15 protein-coding genes are annotated in these 21,061 nt (G+C 31.8%); 4 read left to right on the top strand and 11 right to left on the bottom strand.

All coding sequences use genetic code 11. The features are described from left to right. Window positions 1-73: 73 nt before the first annotated feature. Genes LNQ49_RS19980 through LNQ49_RS19970 form a run of 3 tightly spaced genes read right to left on the bottom strand, consistent with a single transcriptional unit; the run spans window position 74 to window position 4,699 of the window. The gene (locus LNQ49_RS19980; protein WP_229990774.1) at window positions 74-2,506 is read right to left on the bottom strand and encodes an AAA family ATPase; all 2,433 of its coding nucleotides are present in this window, start codon (window positions 2,504-2,506) and stop codon (window positions 74-76) included. 4 nt (window positions 2,507-2,510) lie between these two features. After that, entirely contained in the window at window positions 2,511-4,271 is a 1,761-nt protein-coding gene (locus tag LNQ49_RS19975) for a hypothetical protein (protein WP_229990773.1), read from the bottom strand. Window positions 4,272-4,279: 8 nt separating this feature from the next. Beyond that, window positions 4,280-4,699: a GPW/gp25 family protein gene (locus LNQ49_RS19970; protein ID WP_255680878.1), complete on the bottom strand. Its 420-nt coding sequence runs from the start codon at window positions 4,697-4,699 to the stop codon at window positions 4,280-4,282. Between the two features lie 155 nt (window positions 4,700-4,854). On the opposite strand from LNQ49_RS19970, the gene LNQ49_RS19965 reads away from it, so the two are divergent. The 3 genes from LNQ49_RS19965 to LNQ49_RS19955 all read left to right on the top strand — a co-directional run bounded on the left by LNQ49_RS19965 (window position 4,855) and on the right by LNQ49_RS19955 (window position 7,337). Further along, window positions 4,855-5,310, top strand: a complete 456-nt coding sequence (locus LNQ49_RS19965; protein WP_229990771.1) for a type VI secretion system contractile sheath small subunit — start codon at window positions 4,855-4,857, stop codon at window positions 5,308-5,310. Between the two features lie 3 nt (window positions 5,311-5,313). Continuing rightward, window positions 5,314-6,681, top strand: a complete 1,368-nt coding sequence (locus LNQ49_RS19960) for a DUF5458 family protein (protein ID WP_229990770.1) — start codon at window positions 5,314-5,316, stop codon at window positions 6,679-6,681. Between the two features lie 173 nt (window positions 6,682-6,854). Beyond that, on the top strand, window positions 6,855-7,337 hold the full coding sequence (locus LNQ49_RS19955) for a hypothetical protein (protein ID WP_229990769.1): 483 nt from the start codon (window positions 6,855-6,857) through the stop codon (window positions 7,335-7,337). A gap of 227 nt (window positions 7,338-7,564) precedes the next feature. Here LNQ49_RS19955 and LNQ49_RS19950 read toward each other — a convergent pair whose 3' ends face one another. The 6 genes from LNQ49_RS19950 to ychF all read right to left on the bottom strand — a co-directional run bounded on the left by LNQ49_RS19950 (window position 7,565) and on the right by ychF (window position 16,400). Beyond that, a complete protein-coding gene (locus tag LNQ49_RS19950) occupies window positions 7,565-10,288 on the bottom strand; it encodes a DNA gyrase/topoisomerase IV subunit A (protein WP_229990768.1) in 2,724 nt (907 codons plus the stop codon). Window positions 10,289-10,390: 102 nt separating this feature from the next. Further along, window positions 10,391-12,259 (bottom strand): DNA topoisomerase IV subunit B, encoded by a 1,869-nt coding sequence (locus LNQ49_RS19945; RefSeq protein WP_229990767.1) that lies wholly within the window; start codon window positions 12,257-12,259, stop codon window positions 10,391-10,393. A 159-nt stretch (window positions 12,260-12,418) separates the two neighbouring features. Beyond that, window positions 12,419-13,597, bottom strand: coding sequence for a nicotinate phosphoribosyltransferase (gene pncB, locus LNQ49_RS19940; protein WP_229990766.1), 1,179 nt, complete (start codon window positions 13,595-13,597; stop codon window positions 12,419-12,421). A gap of 28 nt (window positions 13,598-13,625) precedes the next feature. Beyond that, on the bottom strand, window positions 13,626-14,150 hold the full coding sequence (locus LNQ49_RS19935) for an NADPH-dependent FMN reductase (RefSeq protein ID WP_229990765.1): 525 nt from the start codon (window positions 14,148-14,150) through the stop codon (window positions 13,626-13,628). 19 nt (window positions 14,151-14,169) lie between these two features. After that, entirely contained in the window at window positions 14,170-15,081 is a 912-nt protein-coding gene (locus tag LNQ49_RS19930; protein ID WP_229990764.1) for a YihY/virulence factor BrkB family protein, read from the bottom strand. Window positions 15,082-15,305: 224 nt separating this feature from the next. Then, on the bottom strand, window positions 15,306-16,400 hold the full coding sequence (gene ychF / locus LNQ49_RS19925; RefSeq protein WP_229990763.1) for a redox-regulated ATPase YchF: 1,095 nt from the start codon (window positions 16,398-16,400) through the stop codon (window positions 15,306-15,308). 234 nt (window positions 16,401-16,634) lie between these two features. Here ychF and LNQ49_RS19920 point away from each other — a divergent pair, with 234 nt between their 5' ends. Further along, window positions 16,635-19,301 (top strand): TonB-dependent receptor, encoded by a 2,667-nt coding sequence (locus LNQ49_RS19920; RefSeq protein ID WP_229990762.1) that lies wholly within the window; start codon window positions 16,635-16,637, stop codon window positions 19,299-19,301. Between the two features lie 70 nt (window positions 19,302-19,371). Here LNQ49_RS19920 and LNQ49_RS19915 read toward each other — a convergent pair whose 3' ends face one another. After that, complete coding sequence (locus LNQ49_RS19915) at window positions 19,372-20,535, bottom strand: hypothetical protein (protein ID WP_229990761.1); 1,164 nt, start codon at window positions 20,533-20,535, stop codon at window positions 19,372-19,374. A gap of 159 nt (window positions 20,536-20,694) precedes the next feature. Further along, a complete protein-coding gene (locus LNQ49_RS19910) occupies window positions 20,695-21,045 on the bottom strand; it encodes a 4Fe-4S dicluster domain-containing protein (RefSeq protein ID WP_129537800.1) in 351 nt (116 codons plus the stop codon). Window positions 21,046-21,061 lie beyond the last annotated feature (16 nt).

Below are 21,061 nucleotides of genomic sequence, written 5' to 3'. Positions count from 1 at the left end.
AACTCTATTTCATCAACTTTAAATATTGTCAAACAAAAAATTCCTTGTAATAATTCTTCAATAACATTATAACTTATTTCTTTTCCCAAATAAACTCATCCTCTTTTATATCCAAAACAATAGTTTCATTCTCAAGAATAGCTTCTGATATAATTAATTTTGAGATTGTTTTTTTCAAATACGTTCTTACTGTTCCAGCGATAGGTCTGGCTCCATACTTTTTAGAGAATCCTTTGTTTGTTAAATACTCTAAAGCACTTTCTGACAAATCAAATGAAATATTCTTGATGCTTATTAATTGCACTTGTAAGCGACTTAGATGTAATTTAAAAATAGCTTTAGCAATTTCGATATTTATCGGAGCAAACGGAACAACTTCTGTCAAACGTCCTAAAAACTCGGGTCTGAAATGAGTGCTCATAATATCTATCAATTGATTAGAAGTTGGCAAATGCCCACTTTCTATTTGCTCCTGAATCCATTGGCTACCTATGTTTGATGTAAAAATGATAATCGCATTAGAAAAATCACCTTCTCTTCCTAATTTATCATGCACCTTACCTTCATCCATAATCTGTAAAAAAACATCATAAACAGAGGAGTGCGCCTTTTCAATTTCATCAAAAAGTACAACTGAATACGGTTTTTGTCTAATTTTATTAACTAGCATTCCTCCTTCTTCATAACCCACATAACCTGGAGGAGCTCCATATAATAAGGCTGCCGAATGCTCTTCTTTAAATTCCGACATATCAAATCGGATCATAGCATTTTCATCATCAAACAATAACTCAGCTAATGATTTTGTTAATTCTGTTTTTCCAGTTCCTGTTGGTCCTAAAAAGAAAAAGGATCCAATTGGTTGTTTAGGATTACTCAAACCACTTCGAGATTCAATAATAGCCTCCGAAAGTGTTTTTATGGCATGTGATTGTCCTTTTACCCTCTCTTGTAATTTATCTTCAATTGTTAAAAGCTTTTCTTTTTCTCCAGCGCTTATTTTTCCTAAAGGAATTCCTGTTGCATTAGAAACAACAGCTAAAATCTCCGCTTTTGTAACTTTAACAATCTTTTCTTTTGCAATAGCCTCAATATTAATTGATAACTTCTCGATATCTTCATAAGTAACCACTTCGTTTTTAGTGTTTTTTGAATTTTCGACAACTTCAATTTTACTAGTTACAATACAGCTAATTCGATTGTAAATTTCCTTTTTTAGCAAACTTATTTTTGACTCATCTTCAGGATCACATTCTGTTATTTGCTCTTTTATTCTTATAATTTCAACTAATGAATTTGCATTAGAAACAATTACTGAAGAAGCCGTCCTGTCTAATAAATCAATAGCACCATAAGGCAATTTTTTTTCTTTATAAAATCGTTTAGATAAATGAATTGCTTCTTGCAATACTTCGTTTTCAATCTCTATTTTATAATGTTTTTCTAGTTTATTTTTATAAATATCCAAACACTCTAGTAACAAAGCATAATCTAATTCTTCTATAAAAATATTTTCAAATTTTCCATTGATGGTAGTACCTTCAATTGATTTTCTATAAGAATCAGAATCAATAGTGGCAATAATATTAATACTACCTTCTGTCAATTGTGTATTAATGATATTAATTACTGCATTTGATTTTGAACTTGAAGAATTTAGCAATACTTGTATATCATCAATAAATAGTATGCTTTTCCCGTTTTTGGCTAATTTTTCAAAAATTTCAATTAGTTTTTTTGAAATTTCATTTTCACTAGCACAATTGGCTACTAGTTTGGATGAATTTAAAGACAATACAAGTGTTTCTTCAAAAAAGTTGGGATCAGTTTCATGCAAATGATAAATAAGATTTTTTATGATACTTGTTTTACCAATACCTGACTCACCTATCAATAAAATACCCTGATTCTCATATCGTTCGATATTTTCAAGTATCAATCTTACTTCCTTATTTCTGCCAATAATGCTACTCCCCTCTTCAATGATGTTCTTTTTGTATAATGCATCACAATAGCTCACATCAATAGTTTCCTGCTCCTCTCCATCTTCTGCCAGACTAAAACTTTTTTGAGTATTTCGTAATCCAAAATGTTTCAAAAGTTCTTTGTCACTTAAATTTAATCCATCAATTTGTTTGTCACTATAAACCAATCCAGGTTTTATAATCGCTATAAAAACACAAAATGCATCAATATAATCTGCTCCTAATCTAATTTTATTAAAATTTGATTCTGAAAAAACATGCTCAATTTCATGGTCAGCTGCAATAATATTACCATTATTTTGAGCAGAAGTATATACTTCTTTTCTCACATCAAACCATTCTTTTATATATTCTATATCTTTTGATAATGTTCTTAATACCTCTGCCAATCCCGTTGGCTCAAATAATAATGCGTAAGCCAAATGAGCAACTCCATAGGTACTATGCCCGTCTTGGATAGCTAATGATTTAGCAGATTTAATTGCAGATAATAAGCTTGGACTATAATCTAATTCGTTCATAAGTTTAGTTAATTGTTATTTGGAATGGAATATTCATAACGGATTGTTTTTCTAAGGTTTCTTTTAAAAACAATCCTATTTTTTGCTTATTTTCTGTCTGTACAGCATATTTATCTTGCAAAATAACTTCTATATCAATCGTTCTAAATACCCCTTTTTTTCTTTCATCACTAATCCCCACGCCATCTGTTATTAACACATCTTTGGTGATATTTCTTAAATGATAATGTACTGCTGACTTTATATCCTGCTTGGTTACCAATCGTTCTTTGGTCAAAAAGCCATATCGAAGATTGATTAATTTTTCGACTTTGTTATTTCTATAAATACCTCCAAATGAAGCCGTTTCAAAAACAGTAGAATCCTGAGCTAACTCTGATAAAACGGTTTGCTTTAAAATGGTTCCTCTCTTTAAATTATTTGCTACTTGTCCATTTGAAGTCCAATACGAACAATAAATAATCTTAGATTTATCTGTTTCATGAATTAAAGCATACACTTCTTCTTCGTCATTTACTTGACTATAACTGCTACTTATTTTATTTTCGATTATATTAATTTCCTCATTAATTTTAGTCATCGTAGCATCGATGTAATCTGCATTAATATTGGAAAAAGCACTAATATCTTCTCTTAAGGCTCGTACTAATTTTCTAAGAAAAAATTTAGCATTTCGAGAATCGTAGTTTTCTAATCCACCATAAAAAAGAGTAAAGGTGTTTGAGGCAAGAATATGTGGTTGTTTTATACCGTTGATGAATTCAATGTTTTTTTCATTAAAAACTTTCATGACATCTAAAAAGTGAGTATTCCTTTCCGCTTTCATTGGAAAAAGACGTCCTTCAATTTGAGCATTGTGAACCCTATGATTTAGTTTTCTGTTGACAATTGGGAAAGTGTTGATTTTTATTTGAATTTTATCCAACTCTTCTTTAGAAAAAATTTCAGGGAATACAAATTCTAACCAAATCAATTCTGACGTTTTTTTGCTAGTTTTTAGCCCTTCTTTATCAATTGAAAATTTGTCTAAAATAGATTCATACACCAGATTTTCGGTGTCTAATTTTAATTTATAGATAAAATTTTTATAGAATGACTTTATCGTTTCTGTATAATGTTTATTGTCTTGAACCTCTTCAAAATCCTCATTTTCAACTTCTAAAATATTTCCTTTGGAATCTTTTATGGTAATATATTTTAAAAAGGCATCCAATTTTGAGTTCTCTGTTATAAATGTAAACTTCAAGGAGTTTAACTTTTCCAGATTCTCTTTAGAAGCATCTAATCCTACCCATATTCGATGATCTGCTATCTTATGTTTTGAAGGTAAATGCGTTACATTTTTTAAAGAATCGATCAAAAATGAATTATACATTTGAAAGCAAATCTCTCCTTCAATAATATTTTCATTTGTAAATGGAGTAAAATGAATATCAAAATCTGTATTAGTGACTGAACTTGATTTCACTACAAACTCAGTATCACTATTTAGTATAACAATACCTTTAGTCGCAATTGTGCTGGCCAAAGTATGTGCTGGCATTGGTAGATTCCATTGACTTGGTACAATTTCTTGAGCTATCCGCTCTATAATTTTGTTATCAGACTCTACTCCTTCCTGATACAAATAATAAATTTCGTATACAAAAACTTCTAGCATCATCAACACCAAAGGATCTGCCATATGAATGTCTTCTATCCCCCAGATTTCTAAACATCTTTTCTGTATTCTATTTTTAATTTCAATAAACTTGACGTCTTTCATATTTAATATTATTGAGAAATTGGGCTTATATTCAATTTTGTATGAAAATTAAATGGGATTGAACTTTCGATGATGGAACCTGTCACAACTACAATTGCTTTTCTTCTGATGCTTGAACTTAATTCTTTGTCATCAATTTCGTCTAAAGAAATAGTGACTTCTCCCAGAATTAATCTTTTTTCGAATTCAGTTATGGACTCAAATAGTGATTTTCTGACCAAATCTTCCCAATCTCTTTTCTTGATATGTTGATTAAATTCTAAATCCCAGATAATAGTTCCGTAGTTTGGAGTCTCTGGAATTTCTCCAAAAGAGGTTGTAATTATCATCATAATATTATATGCAATCGATTCTTCTATCTTACAAAAATTCTCTTGTGAACCGCGGGTTAAGGCCTTAAAATTGACGGGGTATTTAAGATATTTCATATTAAATAAAAATAAACATTTTTTTGATAAAAATTTGCTCCAAAATTTGCTTTGCAGACTAAATACAAAAATGAAAATAAAATACTTACAAATCACTATATTTTAGAAGTTTTTTTTTATTAATTTTACAAAATTAACTAAAAATCTATAAAATTATGAGCATGTTCAATTATGGCATTGGTGGTAATGAAGTAAAAATTGATGCCAACGAATCAATTTTAGAAATTCCTTCAAATAGAACGCTATTGATTCAAAAACTTACAAATGAGCAACCCGTGGGACCCGAAGCAGTATACGATTTACAAACTGTAGAGGCTGTCTTTGAAAACTTCAAACCTAACGTAGATTTCGAATTTACTACTGAGGAAGGCTCTGATTTGAATGAATCAATGACATTTAAAAATCTAGGTGATTTCGGTGCAAAATCAATTAAAGAGAATAGCCCTTTTTTAAATAAATTAAATACAGAAAAGGAGCAAGCTTATAAAATTGTAAGACAACTCTCAAGTAACAGAGGGCTAATTAAGGCTATTCAAGATCCAGCTGTTAAGGATGCGATCATAGAATTACTTGAAAATGCAAAAAAAGAAATCAATAACAACAAACAATAAATTATGGCTACCCAAACTAAAGAACAAAAAAGTCAAGGTTCATCAAGTGAACAATTGCTACAAGAATCTCCAAGTAGCAAAATAAATTTATTAAACGAATACGGAGGTTTTGCCTTCCTAGAAAACGTAATTGACGGATTATCAAACTTAAACCCTACTAGAAAAGCAAGAAAAAACATTTTTCTTAACGATGCACAATGGGAAAGTGAGAGAACAAACCTTACCAATAAAATTGATTTATGGTTAGATTTACTAAAAGACAACAATTCTGTTGAATCAATGATTGAAGTTGCTAATGCAAAAGCTACATCTGCAGATTCAACATTAAATAAAAACCTAAAATACGCTTTAAATGTTTCTAGAGAGTTGGAAACATCATACAGAAGTGTAGCTTTATTTTATAAAAACACTGAAAGCGACAAAATTAAAAACGTAACTATCTTAAATGCAGATATATCTCAATTAAAAGATTTAGATAATACTTTGTTTTTTGATTACGTATCTAATGAATTAAAACAAAATTTTGATAGATTAGATTTAAGAAAAAACTATTCTATTCTTTCAGTACCTGGTTATTTAGGCTCAAACGCTGTTTTAGATAAATGGTCTAAGATAGCACATGAGAATAAATCAGTTTTACTAACTGACTTTCAAGATCTTGAAACACCAGATGATGTTATAGATATTTTCTTTAATGCAAACCATACAGGTGGTGATGTTCATAAATCAAATACCATCATGACTTGTAACTATTTACTAGGAAGAAGTAAATATGATGAAGTAGGTGAAGAAGAAAATTTATATGTTCCACCATCAACTTCATTAGCTGGAAAAATATACAAAACTTTAATGTCTCAAGTTGTTGCAGGTAAAAAGTTTGGAGGTCTTAATGAAGTAGAAAGTGTTCGTTTTGATTTGAAAAAAAGCGAAATTTCTGAACTTGAAAAAATGGGTCTAGTACCAATGGTTAATGAATATAGCAAAATCATGGCTTTCTCTGCTAAAACATTATTTAACGGAGACAACTTAGGTTTACAAACATATTCAGTAGTTAGAGTATTTGACCACATTACAAAAGTACTTTTTGATTTCTTAAACAGAAGAGCTTTCGAAAACTGGACTACTAGAACAGAAGCTGATTTAAGAAGCCAAATTATTAAGTTTTTAGATGGAATTAAAGGTCCAACTAACCTTATTGAGAAGTTTACAGTAATGAAAATTGAACAAGATAAAACTCAAAAAGATAGAATTTTATTAGATATTCATATTACACCATATTTCCCTGCTAAAAGTTTCGTGATTCAATTAGACGGACACAAAGGAGACGGCCCAGAGGAAGCAGTTTGGCATAGTGATTACAAACAAGTATAATATTACCCTTCCCTTAATTCTACCCCAAAATTGCATATGTTTTGGGGTATTTTTTAAGGCTTTTATTTAAGTTTCAAAAATTAAAATTGTAAGAATTTATTTGTAATTTAATAAAAAATTATATTTTTACATTTCATTACACTATATCATTTTTATAATTAAAATATTATTTTATGGCATTTATAACAACTGAAGGAGCTAGAAAAGCTCAATTATCTGCATCTGATAAACTGGGTGTTGCTAATGCACTTCTTTCAGGCACAGAAAATATTTCAAAATACAATACTGGTGTATGCCATGATGTAGTAGCTTATACATTGTACATGTTAGGTGCTGAAATAAGTCCTAATGACTTAACAGAGTTTTATGGGCAAAATTGGTTAAGCAAATTCAATTATCTTGGAGGCCAAAAATGGAATGGTAACTCTTTCCTACCAAAAGGAAAAGCTATAGGTTTCTATAGACTTATTGATAAAACTTGGTTTCACTCAGCTATTACCACTGGAAATGGAACAGAAATTAGATCCGTTAATGGACATTCATTAGGAACGTCATGGTTTGCTCCTGCTAATTTATGCTTTTTAGGTAAAAGTGATTCTGATGGAACATTTAAATATGATGGAACAAAAATAGAAGTTTACATATCTCCTTTGTAAAACAAAATCTTCTCAATAATAAATTTGGTTGTCTGCTTTTAACTTGAATAGACAATTATTTTTTTATTTTAATAAACTTGTAGTTATTAAAATAAAAAGAGACTATCTCACAACTCGTGAAATAGTCTCTTTTCTATTTTTATCAAATTTCTATTAGAGCAAAAGCCTCAAATATTTAATCTTAAAAGACTCGTTTTTCTTTTATAGCAATTCTTTCTGTACTTATATTATTCTAAAACCATTCCGATTTGTCCATCATCATCAAGTTCCGTTCCAACCGAATCTTCTTCAGATAATTCTGGTTTTTCTGGAATTTCCTCAACTGGTTCTTCAAATGGTAACGGATCTAACAAATTAACTTGTTTTAATTTATCAGCTGTTAGTTGATTTCCTAATGCTTTAAATCCTTTTACAGCAATAAAATCTTCAACATCTATATGTAAATCGTCTTTTTGAACTCCTTTCACTTTGGTGAAAACCAATTGTGCTACCGGACGGTAATCAGTTGAAACAATTTCTAATTGAGAATTTGGGTGATCTGTAATAAAACTTTCTTCTTTATTTTCAGTTTCAACCAGAAAACGTTTCAAAAAGTAACGTTCTTTTTCTCCATCAAAATAAATTGCCGAGATTGGTTTTTTAGGCTTCCATTTTTCCAAAACAATCATATCTTCATCAAAATGAGTTGATAATTCTGGAATAATAACTTTCAGTTTTCCTGTTTGGCTAATGATTAGTATCTTATCACTTGGTTTAAATTCACCTAACAAATCACCTCGAGCATCTACATTTAAACGTTTTACAGTATCATCATACCAAACTTTTCGTGGTAACAATGTCGAAATACCTTTTTCTTTAAGTTCAATTTTCTTAATCGGATATTTCGTTACCAAATTTCCTTTAGATCCACGACCTTTTATAGCTAAAGCAGCAAAATCTATATCAAATTTTAGCTTCTTAATACTTCCTACCTGACGCAGTAAAATAGTAATTACCTCAGCTTCTCCATTTGGATTATGCGAAAAATAAACTACTTGCGAACCTGCAGTTTCATTGGTTAAATCATACGCTTTATCACGTGTTATACCCGAAACATTAAAACGTTTTATATACGAAGGCCCTGATTTTCCGTCACGATACATCATATTATAAATCGTACGCTTATCACTTTTATCAAAAATAGCAACATGAATAATATCTTTACCAACAAATGTCTTAGCATCAACTTTTGTAATCATCATTTTACCATCTCGTAAAAACACAATTACATCATCAATATCCGAACAATCGGTTAAATATTCGTCCTTTTTCAAGCTGGTTCCAATAAAACCTTCTTCCCTATTTACATACAATTTGGTGTTTCTTAAAACTACTTTAGTAGCCTCAATATCATCAAAAATACGCAACTCTGTCTGACGTTCACGACCTTTACCATACTTTTCTTTTAGCTTGGTAAAATACGCAATTGCAAAATCTGTTAAGTTGTCTAAATTATACTCAACTTCCTTCATTTCATCTTCTAACCTAGCGATAAGATCATCAGCTTTGTCTGAATCGAAACGAGTAATACGAATCATCGGAATCTGAGTTAATCGTTGCAAATCATCATCGTTAATTTCTCTAACAAATGATTTTTTGAACGGTTCAAATCGGTCATACATATATTTGTATAATCCTTCTCTGTCTCCATACAATTTGAAATCAATATACATTTCTTCACGAATGAAGATTTTCTCTAAAGTAGAAAAATGCCATTTGTTTTTTAATTCCTCTAATTGGATTTCCAATTCTTGACGAAGCAAATCGACTGTTCTGTTTGTTGAAATTTTCAGCATTGCTGACACTCCAATAAACAATGGCTTATTATCTTCAATAACACATCCTAAAGGAGCTACCGAAGTTTCGCAGGCTGTAAAAGCAAACAAGGCATCGATTGTTTTATCTGGCGATACTCCTGGGAAAAGATGTATTAAAATCTCTACATCTGCGGCTGTATTGTCTTCAATTTTCTTGATTTTGATTTTGCCTTTATCATTGGCTTTCAAAATACTATCAATTAAAGTCGTTGTATTAGTCGAAAATGGAATCTGTGTAATTACTAGCGTATTTTTATCCAACTGAGCAATTTTGGCACGCACACGAACTCGTCCGCCACGCATTCCATCATTATAGTTCGATATATCTGCAATACCCTGAGTCATAAAATCAGGATATAATGTAAACGATTTTCCTTTTAGAATCTTTATCGAAGCATCAATTAGCTCGTTAAAGTTATGTGGCAACACTTTTGTAGAAAGTCCTACCGCAATACCTTCGGCTCCTTGTGCCAAAAGCAATGGGAATTTTACTGGAAGATTGTTTGGTTCTGCACGACGTCCATCATAAGAAACTCCCCAATCAGTAATTTTTGGAGAATATAATACCTCCAAAGCAAATTTAGATAAACGTGCTTCAATATAACGCGAAGCTGCAGCACCATCTCCTGTTAAGATGTTACCCCAGTTTCCTTGACAATCTATTAATAAATCTTTTTGCCCAATTTGCACCATTGCATCTCCAATACTCGCATCCCCGTGTGGGTGATACTGCATGGTGTGCCCTACTACATTGGCAACTTTATTATAACGACCATCATCCAACTCTTTAAGAGAGTGCATAATACGACGCTGTACGGGTTTAAATCCATCTTCGATAGCAGGAACAGCACGTTCCAGAATTACGTACGAAGCATAATCCAAAAACCAGTCTTTGTACATCCCGGTAACTTTGGTAATAGTATCACCGCTGTCTTCGTTATTTTCGTAAAAATGCTGCCCTTCGAAGTGCTTAGCATCTACTTTAATAATTTCTTCAGAGTCCTCCTCCTCTTGATTTTCATCAATAGAGTTATTCTCGTCATAATTATTTTCTTCGTTATCTGGAATTATGTTATCGTCTTCTTCGTCTTTCATTTAATTATATTCGAAATTATAAATTTAATGCTATTTCTTTTCGATGAGTTCTTTTAAAACCTCAACACTTGGTAACACTGTTTTATATTTACTAGCAAAATATTAAGCTTCTTCTATTGTATCTAGTTCTACTTTCAAATTCTTGATAATAAACTCCTGTCTGTCTGGAGTATTTTTCCCCATATAGAATGATAATAATTGCTCAATCGAAGTGTTTTTATCCATCATAATAGGATCAAGACGAATTGTATCTCCAATAAAATTCTTGAACTCATCTGGTGAAATCTCTCCCAAACCTTTAAATCGCGTAATTTCTGGTTTTGGTTTTAATTTTTCAATAGCATCTTTTCTTTCTTCTTCTGAATAGCAATAGATGGTTTCTTTCTTGTTTCTGACCCTAAAAAGTGGTGTTTGCAAGATATATAAATGCCCTTCTTTTATTAATTCAGGAAAAAATTGCAAGAAAAAAGTAATCAACAACAAACGAATGTGCATTCCATCGACATCGGCATCGGTTGCGATTACAATATTATTATATCGCAGTTTCTCTAATCCGTCTTCAATATCTAAAGCGGCTTGCAGTAAATTGAACTCTTCGTTTTCATACACAATTTTCTTTGTCATTCCGTATGAATTCAGAGGCTTTCCACGCAAACTAAAAACTGCTTGTGTATTTACATCTCTTGACTTGGTAATTGATCCCGAAGCCGAATCTCCCTCTGTAATAAACAAAGTACTTTCTAAGTTTCTAGGATTCTTTGTATCTGGAAGATGCGCACGGCAATCTCTCAATTTTTTATTATGAAGATTAGCTTTCTTAGCACGATCTGTTGCTAATTTTCTAATTCCTGATAATTCTTTACGTTCTCTTTCCGCCTGTAAGATTTTACGAAGTAATGCTTCTGCAGTTGGAGGATTTTTATGTAAATAGTTATCTAATTTAGTTTTCACGAAATCATTTACAAAAGTACGAACAGATACGGCTGGTGTTCCATCATCTGATCCCATATCCATCGAACCTAATTTGGTTTTAGTCTGAGATTCAAACACTGGTTCCATCACCTTGATGCTAATCGCACTTACAATCGATTTACGAACATCTGATGCTTCGAAATTTTTGTTGTAAAACTCTCTGATGGTTTTTACAACTGCTTCTCTATATGCTGCTAAGTGCGTTCCTCCTTGTGTAGTATTCTGACCATTTACAAAAGAGTGATATTCCTCGCTATATTGTGTTTTACTATGCGTTAAAGCAATCTCAATATCTGTATCTTTTAAATGGATAATTGGATACTCTAAATCCTCAGCGCTTATTGTTTCTTCCAATAAATCTCTAAGACCATTTTCAGAATAATACTTTTCACCATTAAATATAATTGTCAACCCATTGTTTAGGTAACAATAATTCTTAACCATTTTAATTACATATTCTAATCTGAATTTATAATTTTTAAAAATGGCTTCGTCTGGAATAAAAGTAACTTTTGTTCCTTTTCGCTTTGTAGTATCAATTACATCTTCTTCAAGAACCAAATTTCCTGCTGAAAACTCAGCTGCTTTTTGCTTATCATCACGAACAGATTCTACGCGAAAATAATTAGAAAGTGCATTTACTGCCTTGGTTCCTACTCCATTTAAACCTACTGATTTCTGGAAAGCTTTTGAGTCATATTTTCCTCCAGTATTCATTTTCGAAACTACATCGACGACTTTACCAAGAGGAATTCCACGTCCGTAATCACGAACAGAAACTGTTTTATCTCTGATAGTCACCTCAATAGTTTTTCCTGCACCCATAACGAACTCATCGATACAGTTATCTAAAACCTCTTTTAAAAGAATATAAATACCATCATCTGGTGAAGATCCATCCCCTAGTTTCCCAATATACATTCCGGGACGCATACGAATATGTTCTTTCCAATCGAGTGATCGAATATTATCTTCGTTATATTGATTTTGCTCTAGCATAAATGATTTTTGGATTTTTTGCTAATATACTATATCTCCTTAAAAAATGAAAGCCAATTTTTTGAAAGTTATCAATAATAGCGTCTTTTAAAAGCATTTATTTAAATCAAAAAAAGAAACTCATTAAAACCATAAAAAAAATGCTTTTTAATCAAGAATTTAAGACTTAATTCCTAAAACTTGTTTTGCCAAAGCAATCATTTCGGGAGTTCCCGTATTTTTATTTTTTTCATCAGAAAGCTTTACTACTCCTTCCCAATGGGTAAAATCTGGCTTTGTTTCGGTTAATTTAATAACCATATTCATAGCAGGCAAACCGACATCATTGGTGAAATTTGTACCGATTCCAAATGCCATTTTTATCTTGTCTCTACAAAAATCTGAGATGACTTTTACCTTTTCTAAATTTAATGAATCTGAGAAAATAATGATTTTTGACTTAGGATCAATTCCAAATTTTGTGTAATGTGCAATTATTTTTTTTGCAAATTCTATTGGATCTCCACTATCATGACGAACTCCGTCAAAAAGCTTAGAATATTTTTTATCAAATTGCTCAAAAAACACATCGGTTGTGTAGGTATCTGTCAAAGCAATTCCTAAATCACCTCCATAGACTTCTGTCCAATTTTCTAATCCAATTACATTGGCTACTTTAAAACCATATTGTGCTGCATGAAACATAAACCATTCATGCGCATGCGTTCCCAAAGGTCGCATACCGTTAAGCATTGCCAAATGCACATTACTTGTACCTAGAAAACTTTCTTGACCAAAAGCCGCAAGTGTTTCATTAACCAATGTATGCACTTTATAAGAATGACGTCGTCTTGTACCAAATTCTAAGACTGTAGCTCCCAATGCATTATAGCTTTCTATTTTATTCTTGGTAATATCCTGAACTGCTTTATCATCAATTCTTTCTAAATCCTGAGAAGCATAAAAAAGCTCCGAAATTAAAGCCATCAATGGGACTTCCCATAAAATCGTACGATACCAAAATCCTTCGATAGTAATATCTAAATCTGAACCAACTTGTTCTATTTCAACCTCTGAAGCATCAAAAGTATAACCTTGTAAAAAATCCAAATAGGTAGGATCTAAATAAGGGCAATGCTTCTTTAAATATAATTTTTCTTCTTGAGTTAATTGCAATTTTATCATTGCTTCAACCGAGTGACGCAATAAAACAGCAAACCCTGGAGGAAAAGTATGTTTTCCTCTGTTTATAAACTTATACCGTACTTTTGCTTTAGGAAATAACTTAATCACAGCATGCTGCATCGTAAATTTATAGAAATCATTATCTAATATCGATTTCAAAAAAATTGTTACCATAAGCAATCTTATTTATTCTTGTTTATTTTTAAAAATTTGAGTTTATCAGAGTCAATAATTGCTCTTTCAGGTCTTTGTTTGAGATTTCTCCTTTTTCTTCATCAAAATTAGCATTAAAACTCGGCAATGAAAAGCTTGCTTTAATTTCTGAACCATAACGTGGGAACAATTTCTGAGCAATTTCTAAAACCGAAGCTCCACCTCTTGCTCCAGGTGATGTAGCCATTAACAACATTGGTTTATGCTGAAAAACATCTTTCTCTATTCGTGAACTCCAATCAAAAACATTTTTGAAAGCAACCGAATAATTCCCATTATTTTCTGCCATAGACACTACCAAAACATCTGCCTCATTAAGTTTTTGAAGAAAAGCCTTTGCTTTTGGATGTTGTCCTATTTCTTTTTCGACATCAACACTAAATAACGGCATTGCAAAATCATTTAAATCCAAAATTTCTATTTCGGCATTATTAAATTGATTTGCAGCGTATGTTACCAGTTTTTTATTTATAGAGTGCTGACTATTACTTCCTGCGAAAGCTATAATTTTCATATTTTTATTTTTTGAAGAGTTATTCTATCTCAAAAATTTCTTTTTTTATTTCTACCGAATATTCGTTAGGGTATATTTTACCTCCATATGTCTTAGCATAGACCTTAGTAAATTCAGCTCCAAAATACAGAATAATTGCCGAATAATAGACCCACACTAAAATTATTATTACTGAGCCTGCTGCTCCATAAACAGATGCAATCGTAGAGCTACCTAAATAAAATCCTATAGCAAATTTCCCTATCATAAAAAGTACTGCCGTGCAAGACGCTCCAATAAAAGCATCTTTCCATTTTATTATTCCATCAGGTAATGCTTTAAATATAATTGCAAAAAGTAAAGTGATACTTGCAAAAATAATACACAAATTTATTGCATTAAATAGATAAACGGTACTCTCTGGGAAATAAAGTTTCAATCGGGCACTCATTAAATCCAAAATAGTACTCACAAAAAGGCTCACTAACATTAAAAAGCCAACTGAAACTATCATTGAAAATGACATCAATCTATTTTGTATAAACTTCTTAAGCCCTTTATTTGGTTTTGCACGTAATCCCCAGATAAAATTAATAGAACTTTGTATTTCTGCAAAAACTCCCGAAGCACCAATTAACAACATAACCACTCCAAAAATTGTTGCTAAAACATTATTTCCAGACAATTGTGCATTTTTTATTGCTTCTTGAATTTGTATTGCTGCACTATCACCTACTAATTCATTTATCTGATCATAAAGCTGTCCCGTTACAGCATCTTCTCCAAAGAAAACCCCACAAATAGTAATGATTATAATCAATAAAGGAGGAAGTGCAAAAATAGTATAATACGCTAATGCAGCGCTTAATTTTATAGCATTATCATCATTAAACTCTAAGAAAGTGTTTTTCAACAAATACCATGACTTGGATATTATATTTTTATCATTCAAAATAGCCTAATTAATAGTTCTCTCAAATATAAGCAATTATAAAAAAATAATATTCTCATATTCATTTCAAATGTTACACTTTACCCATGGATAACTCTTGATTAAAATAAAAATTCAAAAACATCTTTTTTAAGTTTCACTCAGATTTTGCAAATTACTTTTAAGCATAAAAAAAACCGCTAAATCTCTTTAGCGGTTTTTTTATGCTCTTTATTCTATTTTCATTATACGTTAAAACGGAAGTGCATTACATCTCCATCTTTTACTATATATTCTTTTCCTTCTACTTTAAATTTCCCAGCTTCTTTGGCTTTAGCCTCTGAACCGTAGTGTACGAAATCTTCGTATGAAATTACTTCGGCACGAATAAATCCTTTTTCAAAATCAGTATGAATAACTCCTGCTGCTTGTGGTGCAGTTGCTCCAATATTAATAGTCCAAGCACGAACTTCTTTTACACCTGCTGTAAAATACGTTTGTTGCTTCAATAATTTATAAGCCGCACGAATTAAAACTGATGCTCCTGGCTCTTGCAATCCCATATCTTCAAGGAAAACCTGACGCTCTTCGTAGCTTTCTAATTCCGTAATATCAGCCTCTGCTCCTACTGAAAGTACAATAACCTCTGCATCTTCGTCTTTTACTAACTCACGAACCTGATCTACATATTTGTTTCCGCTTACTGCTGAATTCTCATCAACATTACAAACGTACAATACTGGCTTTGCAGTAATCAACTGAAAAGATTCCATTAAAACCTCTTCGTCATTACTTTGAGGTACAATAGTACGAGCCGACTTAGCTTGTAATAATGATTCTCTGATTCTGTCTAAAAGAGCTTTTTCAGTTTGTGCCTCTTTATTTCCAGTTTTAGCTGCACGATTTACTTTTTCTAAACGTTTTTCAACAGTTTCTAAATCTTTTAATTGCAACTCAATATCGATTGTTTCTTTGTCACGAATTGGGTTTACATTTCCATCTACGTGAACAATATTATCATTATCAAAACAACGTAAAACGTGAATAATCGCGTTACACTCTCTGATATTTCCTAAAAATTGATTTCCTAATCCTTCTCCTTTACTTGCTCCTTTTACCAAACCTGCAATATCAACGATATCTACAGTTGCCATTTGAACACGCTCTGGTTTTACCAATTCTTCTAATTTTTCAATTCTTGGATCTGGTACGTTTACAACACCAATATTTGGTTCAATTGTACAAAAAGGAAAGTTTGCACTTTGTGCCTTTGCATTTGACAAACAATTAAATAATGTTGATTTTCCAACATTTGGCAATCCTACAATTCCTGCTTTCATATGTAGTTTCTATTTATTTTTATTTGCAGCTATTCAATTCTGCTGAAATTTATGTTCTCGCTTTTAAAAGTTTGCAAATATAAGATTTAAAACTTCGTTGCCGAACAAAAACTATGTATTAATACACTTTTAAGACATCTCTTAAAAAAAATTAAACTTTTTATTAATTTTTTGTTAAAAAAGATTACTTTTAACTACATAACTAACTAAACGCAAAACCAAACTCAATTAATTATGAAAAAGATTACACTATTAGTATTCATGCTAAATATTACATTTCTTTTTGCACAAAAAGAAATCAGCGGCGTCGTAAAAGACCATACTGGAGCAATTCTTTCTGGAGTTAACATTATAGAGAAAGGAACTACCAATGGGGTATCTACCGATATGCAAGGAGCTTACATAATAAAAGTTAAAGAAGGCGCTGTCTTAGTTTTTAGTTATGTTGGATATACAAATGCTGAAAAAAATGCTACAAGCAGCATTATTGACATTATAATGAACGAGAATGGCGGACAAACTTTAAAAGATGTTGTAATTGTTGGTTCTAGAAACACCAAACGAACTGTTGTTAATTCGGCAGTACCAATTGACATTATCAATATAAAAGATGTTACTACTCAAAGTGGAAAACTGGAAATCAATCAATTACTACAATATATAGCACCATCTTTTAATGCCAACAAACAATCTGGATCTGATGGTGCCGATCACGTTGACCCAGCTTCATTAAGAGGCTTAGGTCCTGATCAAACATTAGTTTTAATAAATGGAAAAAGAAGACATCAATCCTCACTTGTTAATTTATTTGGAACTCGTGGACGTGGAAATACCGGAACGGATTTGAATGCAATTCCTGCTTCGGCTATAAAAAGAATTGAGATTTTAAGAGATGGTGCTGCTGCTCAGTATGGTTCTGATGCTATTGCAGGAGTTATTAATATTGTATTAAACGATAATATAAACGAGCTTAACGGTTCGGTTACATATGGCGTTTTTAATACTAAAGCCAAAGGTGATTTCCTTCCTGGGACTCCAAATACTAAAAACTACAGATTGGATCAAAACGGAAATGGAAATTCATACGGAAAGAACCAAGCTTTTGATGGTGGATCTGTAAAAGTAGCTGCCAATTACGGTGTTGCAATTGGAGAAAAAGGAGGTTTTGCAAATTTCACTACTGAATACATCAATAAAAACAAAACACTACGCCCTGCATACGATTTTAGAAAAGGATTTGGAGATGCCGAAATACAAAGCTTCAATCTTTTTGCAAATATGGCAGTTCCTGTATCTGACAAAACTGAATTCTATGCTTTCGGAGGAAGAAACTACAGAGATACAGATGCTTATGCATTTACTAGAAATGATGGCGAAAGAGTTGTAGAATCTATTTATCCTGGTGGGTATACTCCAAGAATCACTTCGAATATTATCGACAACTCATTAGCTGCTGGATTTAGAACTGAAACTGCAAGTGGTTGGAAAATAGACATTAGTAATACATATGGTAAAAACCTTTTTCATTACTACATAAAAGGAACAATTAACGCTTCACTTGAAGCAGCTTCCCCTACTGAATTTGATGCAGGTGGCCATACTCTAACACAAAACACTACCAATTTTGATTTTTCTAAAAACTACGACTCTGTACTTGACGGATTAAACATCGCTTTTGGAGCTGAATATCGCACAGAAAGATTCACTATTTTTGCAGGTGACGAAGGGTCTTACGCAACTTACGACACTAATGGAAGACCTATAACTAACCCTACAACTCAAAGCGCTCCTACTGTTCCTAATCCAGATTACGATCCATCTGACCCAACTTCTAGCCCTACTATACCAAGACCAGGAGGTTCACAAGGTTTCCCTGGATATAGCCCTCTAAATACAGTTGACAAAAGCCGTACCAACCTATCACTATATACTGATGCCGAATTAGATATTACCAATGCATTTTTAATAAGTGGTGCTGTTCGTTTTGAAAATTACAGTGATTTCGGAAGTACTCTAAATGGTAAACTTGCAATGCGCTTAAAAGCAAGCAAAAATATAAATTTTAGAGGATCGATAAGCACTGGGTTCCGTGCTCCATCATTGGCACAGATTTACTATAATTTACATTTTACAAATTTCAATGCCAGTGGTGCTACTGAGGTATTACTAGCGCCAAACAATAGCCCTGTAACCAAAGCATTTGGAATTCAGAAATTAAATGAAGAAAAGGCGGTAAACGCATCATTAGGATTTACTGCAAATTTTGGTGATTTTACAGCTACAGTTGATGGGTACTTTATAAAAGTCAAAAACCGTATTGTACTTACTGGCTACTTTGATGCTACTTCATTAAATATTGGGGTTGCAGAAGCACAATTTTTTGTAAATGGTGTAGACACTAAAACAACTGGATTAGATCTGGTACTTGCATGGAAGAAAAAATTTGGAGGATCCCTGTTTAGCGCTACTCTAGTAGGAAACATTAACAGCATGAAAATTGACAATATAAAAAACAACAATTTACCTGAAGAAACTTTTTTTGGAAGACGCGAAAAAGCATTCTTATTAGCTTCGGCTCCTAAGAATAAATTTGGTTTAAACTTAAACTATGCTAGACAAAAATTTGATGCTGGTTTGGCTTTTACACATTTCAGTAAAGTTGTTTTAGTTGACTATGGAGACGAAGATGACACCTATTATGACAGAGTTGTAACTGATTTAACGATTGGATACCAACTAACTAAATCATTAAAACTAAGCGTTGGAAGTAACAATTTATTCAATGTTTACCCAACAAAACAAGATGAGCAAGGAAATACCGAAGCTGGTGGATATTGGGATGCTGTACAAATGGGTTTCAGCGGAGCGTATTATTATGCTAGACTTGGATTTACTTTTTAATTCTAAAATATATTACAATAAAAAAAATCCTGAGTTATACTCAGGATTTTTTTATACTCATTTTTAAAAGCTACATCTTATAATCTAATGCAGCTATTAATATTTTTTCTTCTTCGGTAGCTGTAAACCCAGAAGTATCCCAATAATTGGTCAAAATCTTATTCTTTTTATTAAAAAGGGTTTTCTCTTTAAAAACATCACTTTCACTATGAGTAAACTTTTGTTTGTTGAAATTTGTCGTTACAAAACTATTGCGCACCTGAATGTTTTTAACCTTATCCTTTAACACAAGATCATAAGCAATTTCTTCATTTGAGCTCAATAAGTAGTAATCTAAACCGTCTACTCTATAATTTACTTTCACAAGTGACCTCGTTATATTTTTAGCTCCAACAGTTGTTTTGTCTTCAATTTTAGCAGCTACTTCAGGAGTAGTAACAATCATAAACTCGATTATTAATTTCTTAGCTGGATCGTAAACAATCTCATAACTATCCACTGCTTTTTTAGATATATTTACTGGTTTTATAAACATGATATAATAATCTTTATTACTAGGATGTCCTTTTATAATAAAATCATATTCTTTCCTTATTTTTGAATCTAAGATAGGCTCGAAATAATTTAAGCTGTAATAATTCTCCATAATATTATTCAAATTATACCCCTTTAAATCAGCACTTACATCTGCATCTATCAATCCATAAGATCTATTTTGCTCTACTAATAATGTTGTTGTTGGTTCTTTTTGATTTATTGCAAACTGAAAATTCACAAGTCCATCATTATAATAGGAATACTTATTGTCAAGCATAAAAAATTCTCTTACATACACCTTTAATCGGCAAGACACTGCTAATTTTTTCATTGAATTTGATACAATTTTATGAAGTATTTTTTCTGGTGGCTCTTTTGAAAGAACAATTTCATCTAATTTATTCTTCTTGTTTTTTAAATAAATCACAAATTCATTATCTTTTAAAGTCGCCCATCGAACGGTTAATGTCTCATGATTTGCTTCTGAAACTTGGAAATTAGAACCTCCATTCAACATAAAAGTTACTTTTCCGTCTTGATTACTCAATAAAATTTGTTTGGTTTTAAGTACAACTACTGTCGCATCATCTATAGGAAGTTGAGTTTCTAAATCTTTGACAACAATAGAATACGCTGTGTTCTGAGCTAAAACACTCACGTTAAACAATATAAAAAACACAAATATTAATCTACTCATAAGCCCTTATTAAAGTTACCAAATGAAATGTAAAAATTGTATTACCAAATTAGCTAAAAAAAGTATTCAACAACTACATGACTGAAAAAAATATATGGGCAAAAAAAAATCCTGAGCCAATGCTCAGGATTCTTCTTTAAATTCTAAATAATAGTTGTTTTATTCGCCATGCAAAAACGCTTGTCTATTCAACAAGGTTTCTTCATCTTCTACATGATTATCATCTGGTACGCAACAATCAACCGGGCATACTGCAGCACATTGAGGTTCATCATGAAACCCTTTGCATTCAGTACATTTTCCAGGAACGATATAGTAAACTTCGTCAGAAATAGGAGTTTGAGCATCTTCTGCATCAACTTCTGTTCCGTCTGGTAAAATTATCTTTCCAGATAATTTTGTTCCATCTTTGTATCTCCAATCATCAGCACCTTCATAGATTGCTGTATTTGGGCACTCTGGTTCACAAGCACCACAATTGATACATTCGTCGGTTATAATTATTGCCATTTTATTTTTGGTTACG

This window comes from Flavobacterium pisciphilum, from assembly GCF_020905345.1.
GTDB classification, from domain to species: Bacteria; Bacteroidota; Bacteroidia; order Flavobacteriales; family Flavobacteriaceae; genus Flavobacterium; species Flavobacterium pisciphilum.
Note: the sequence above shows the minus strand (reverse complement) of the source record. Positions and strands in the feature narration are given on the sequence as shown.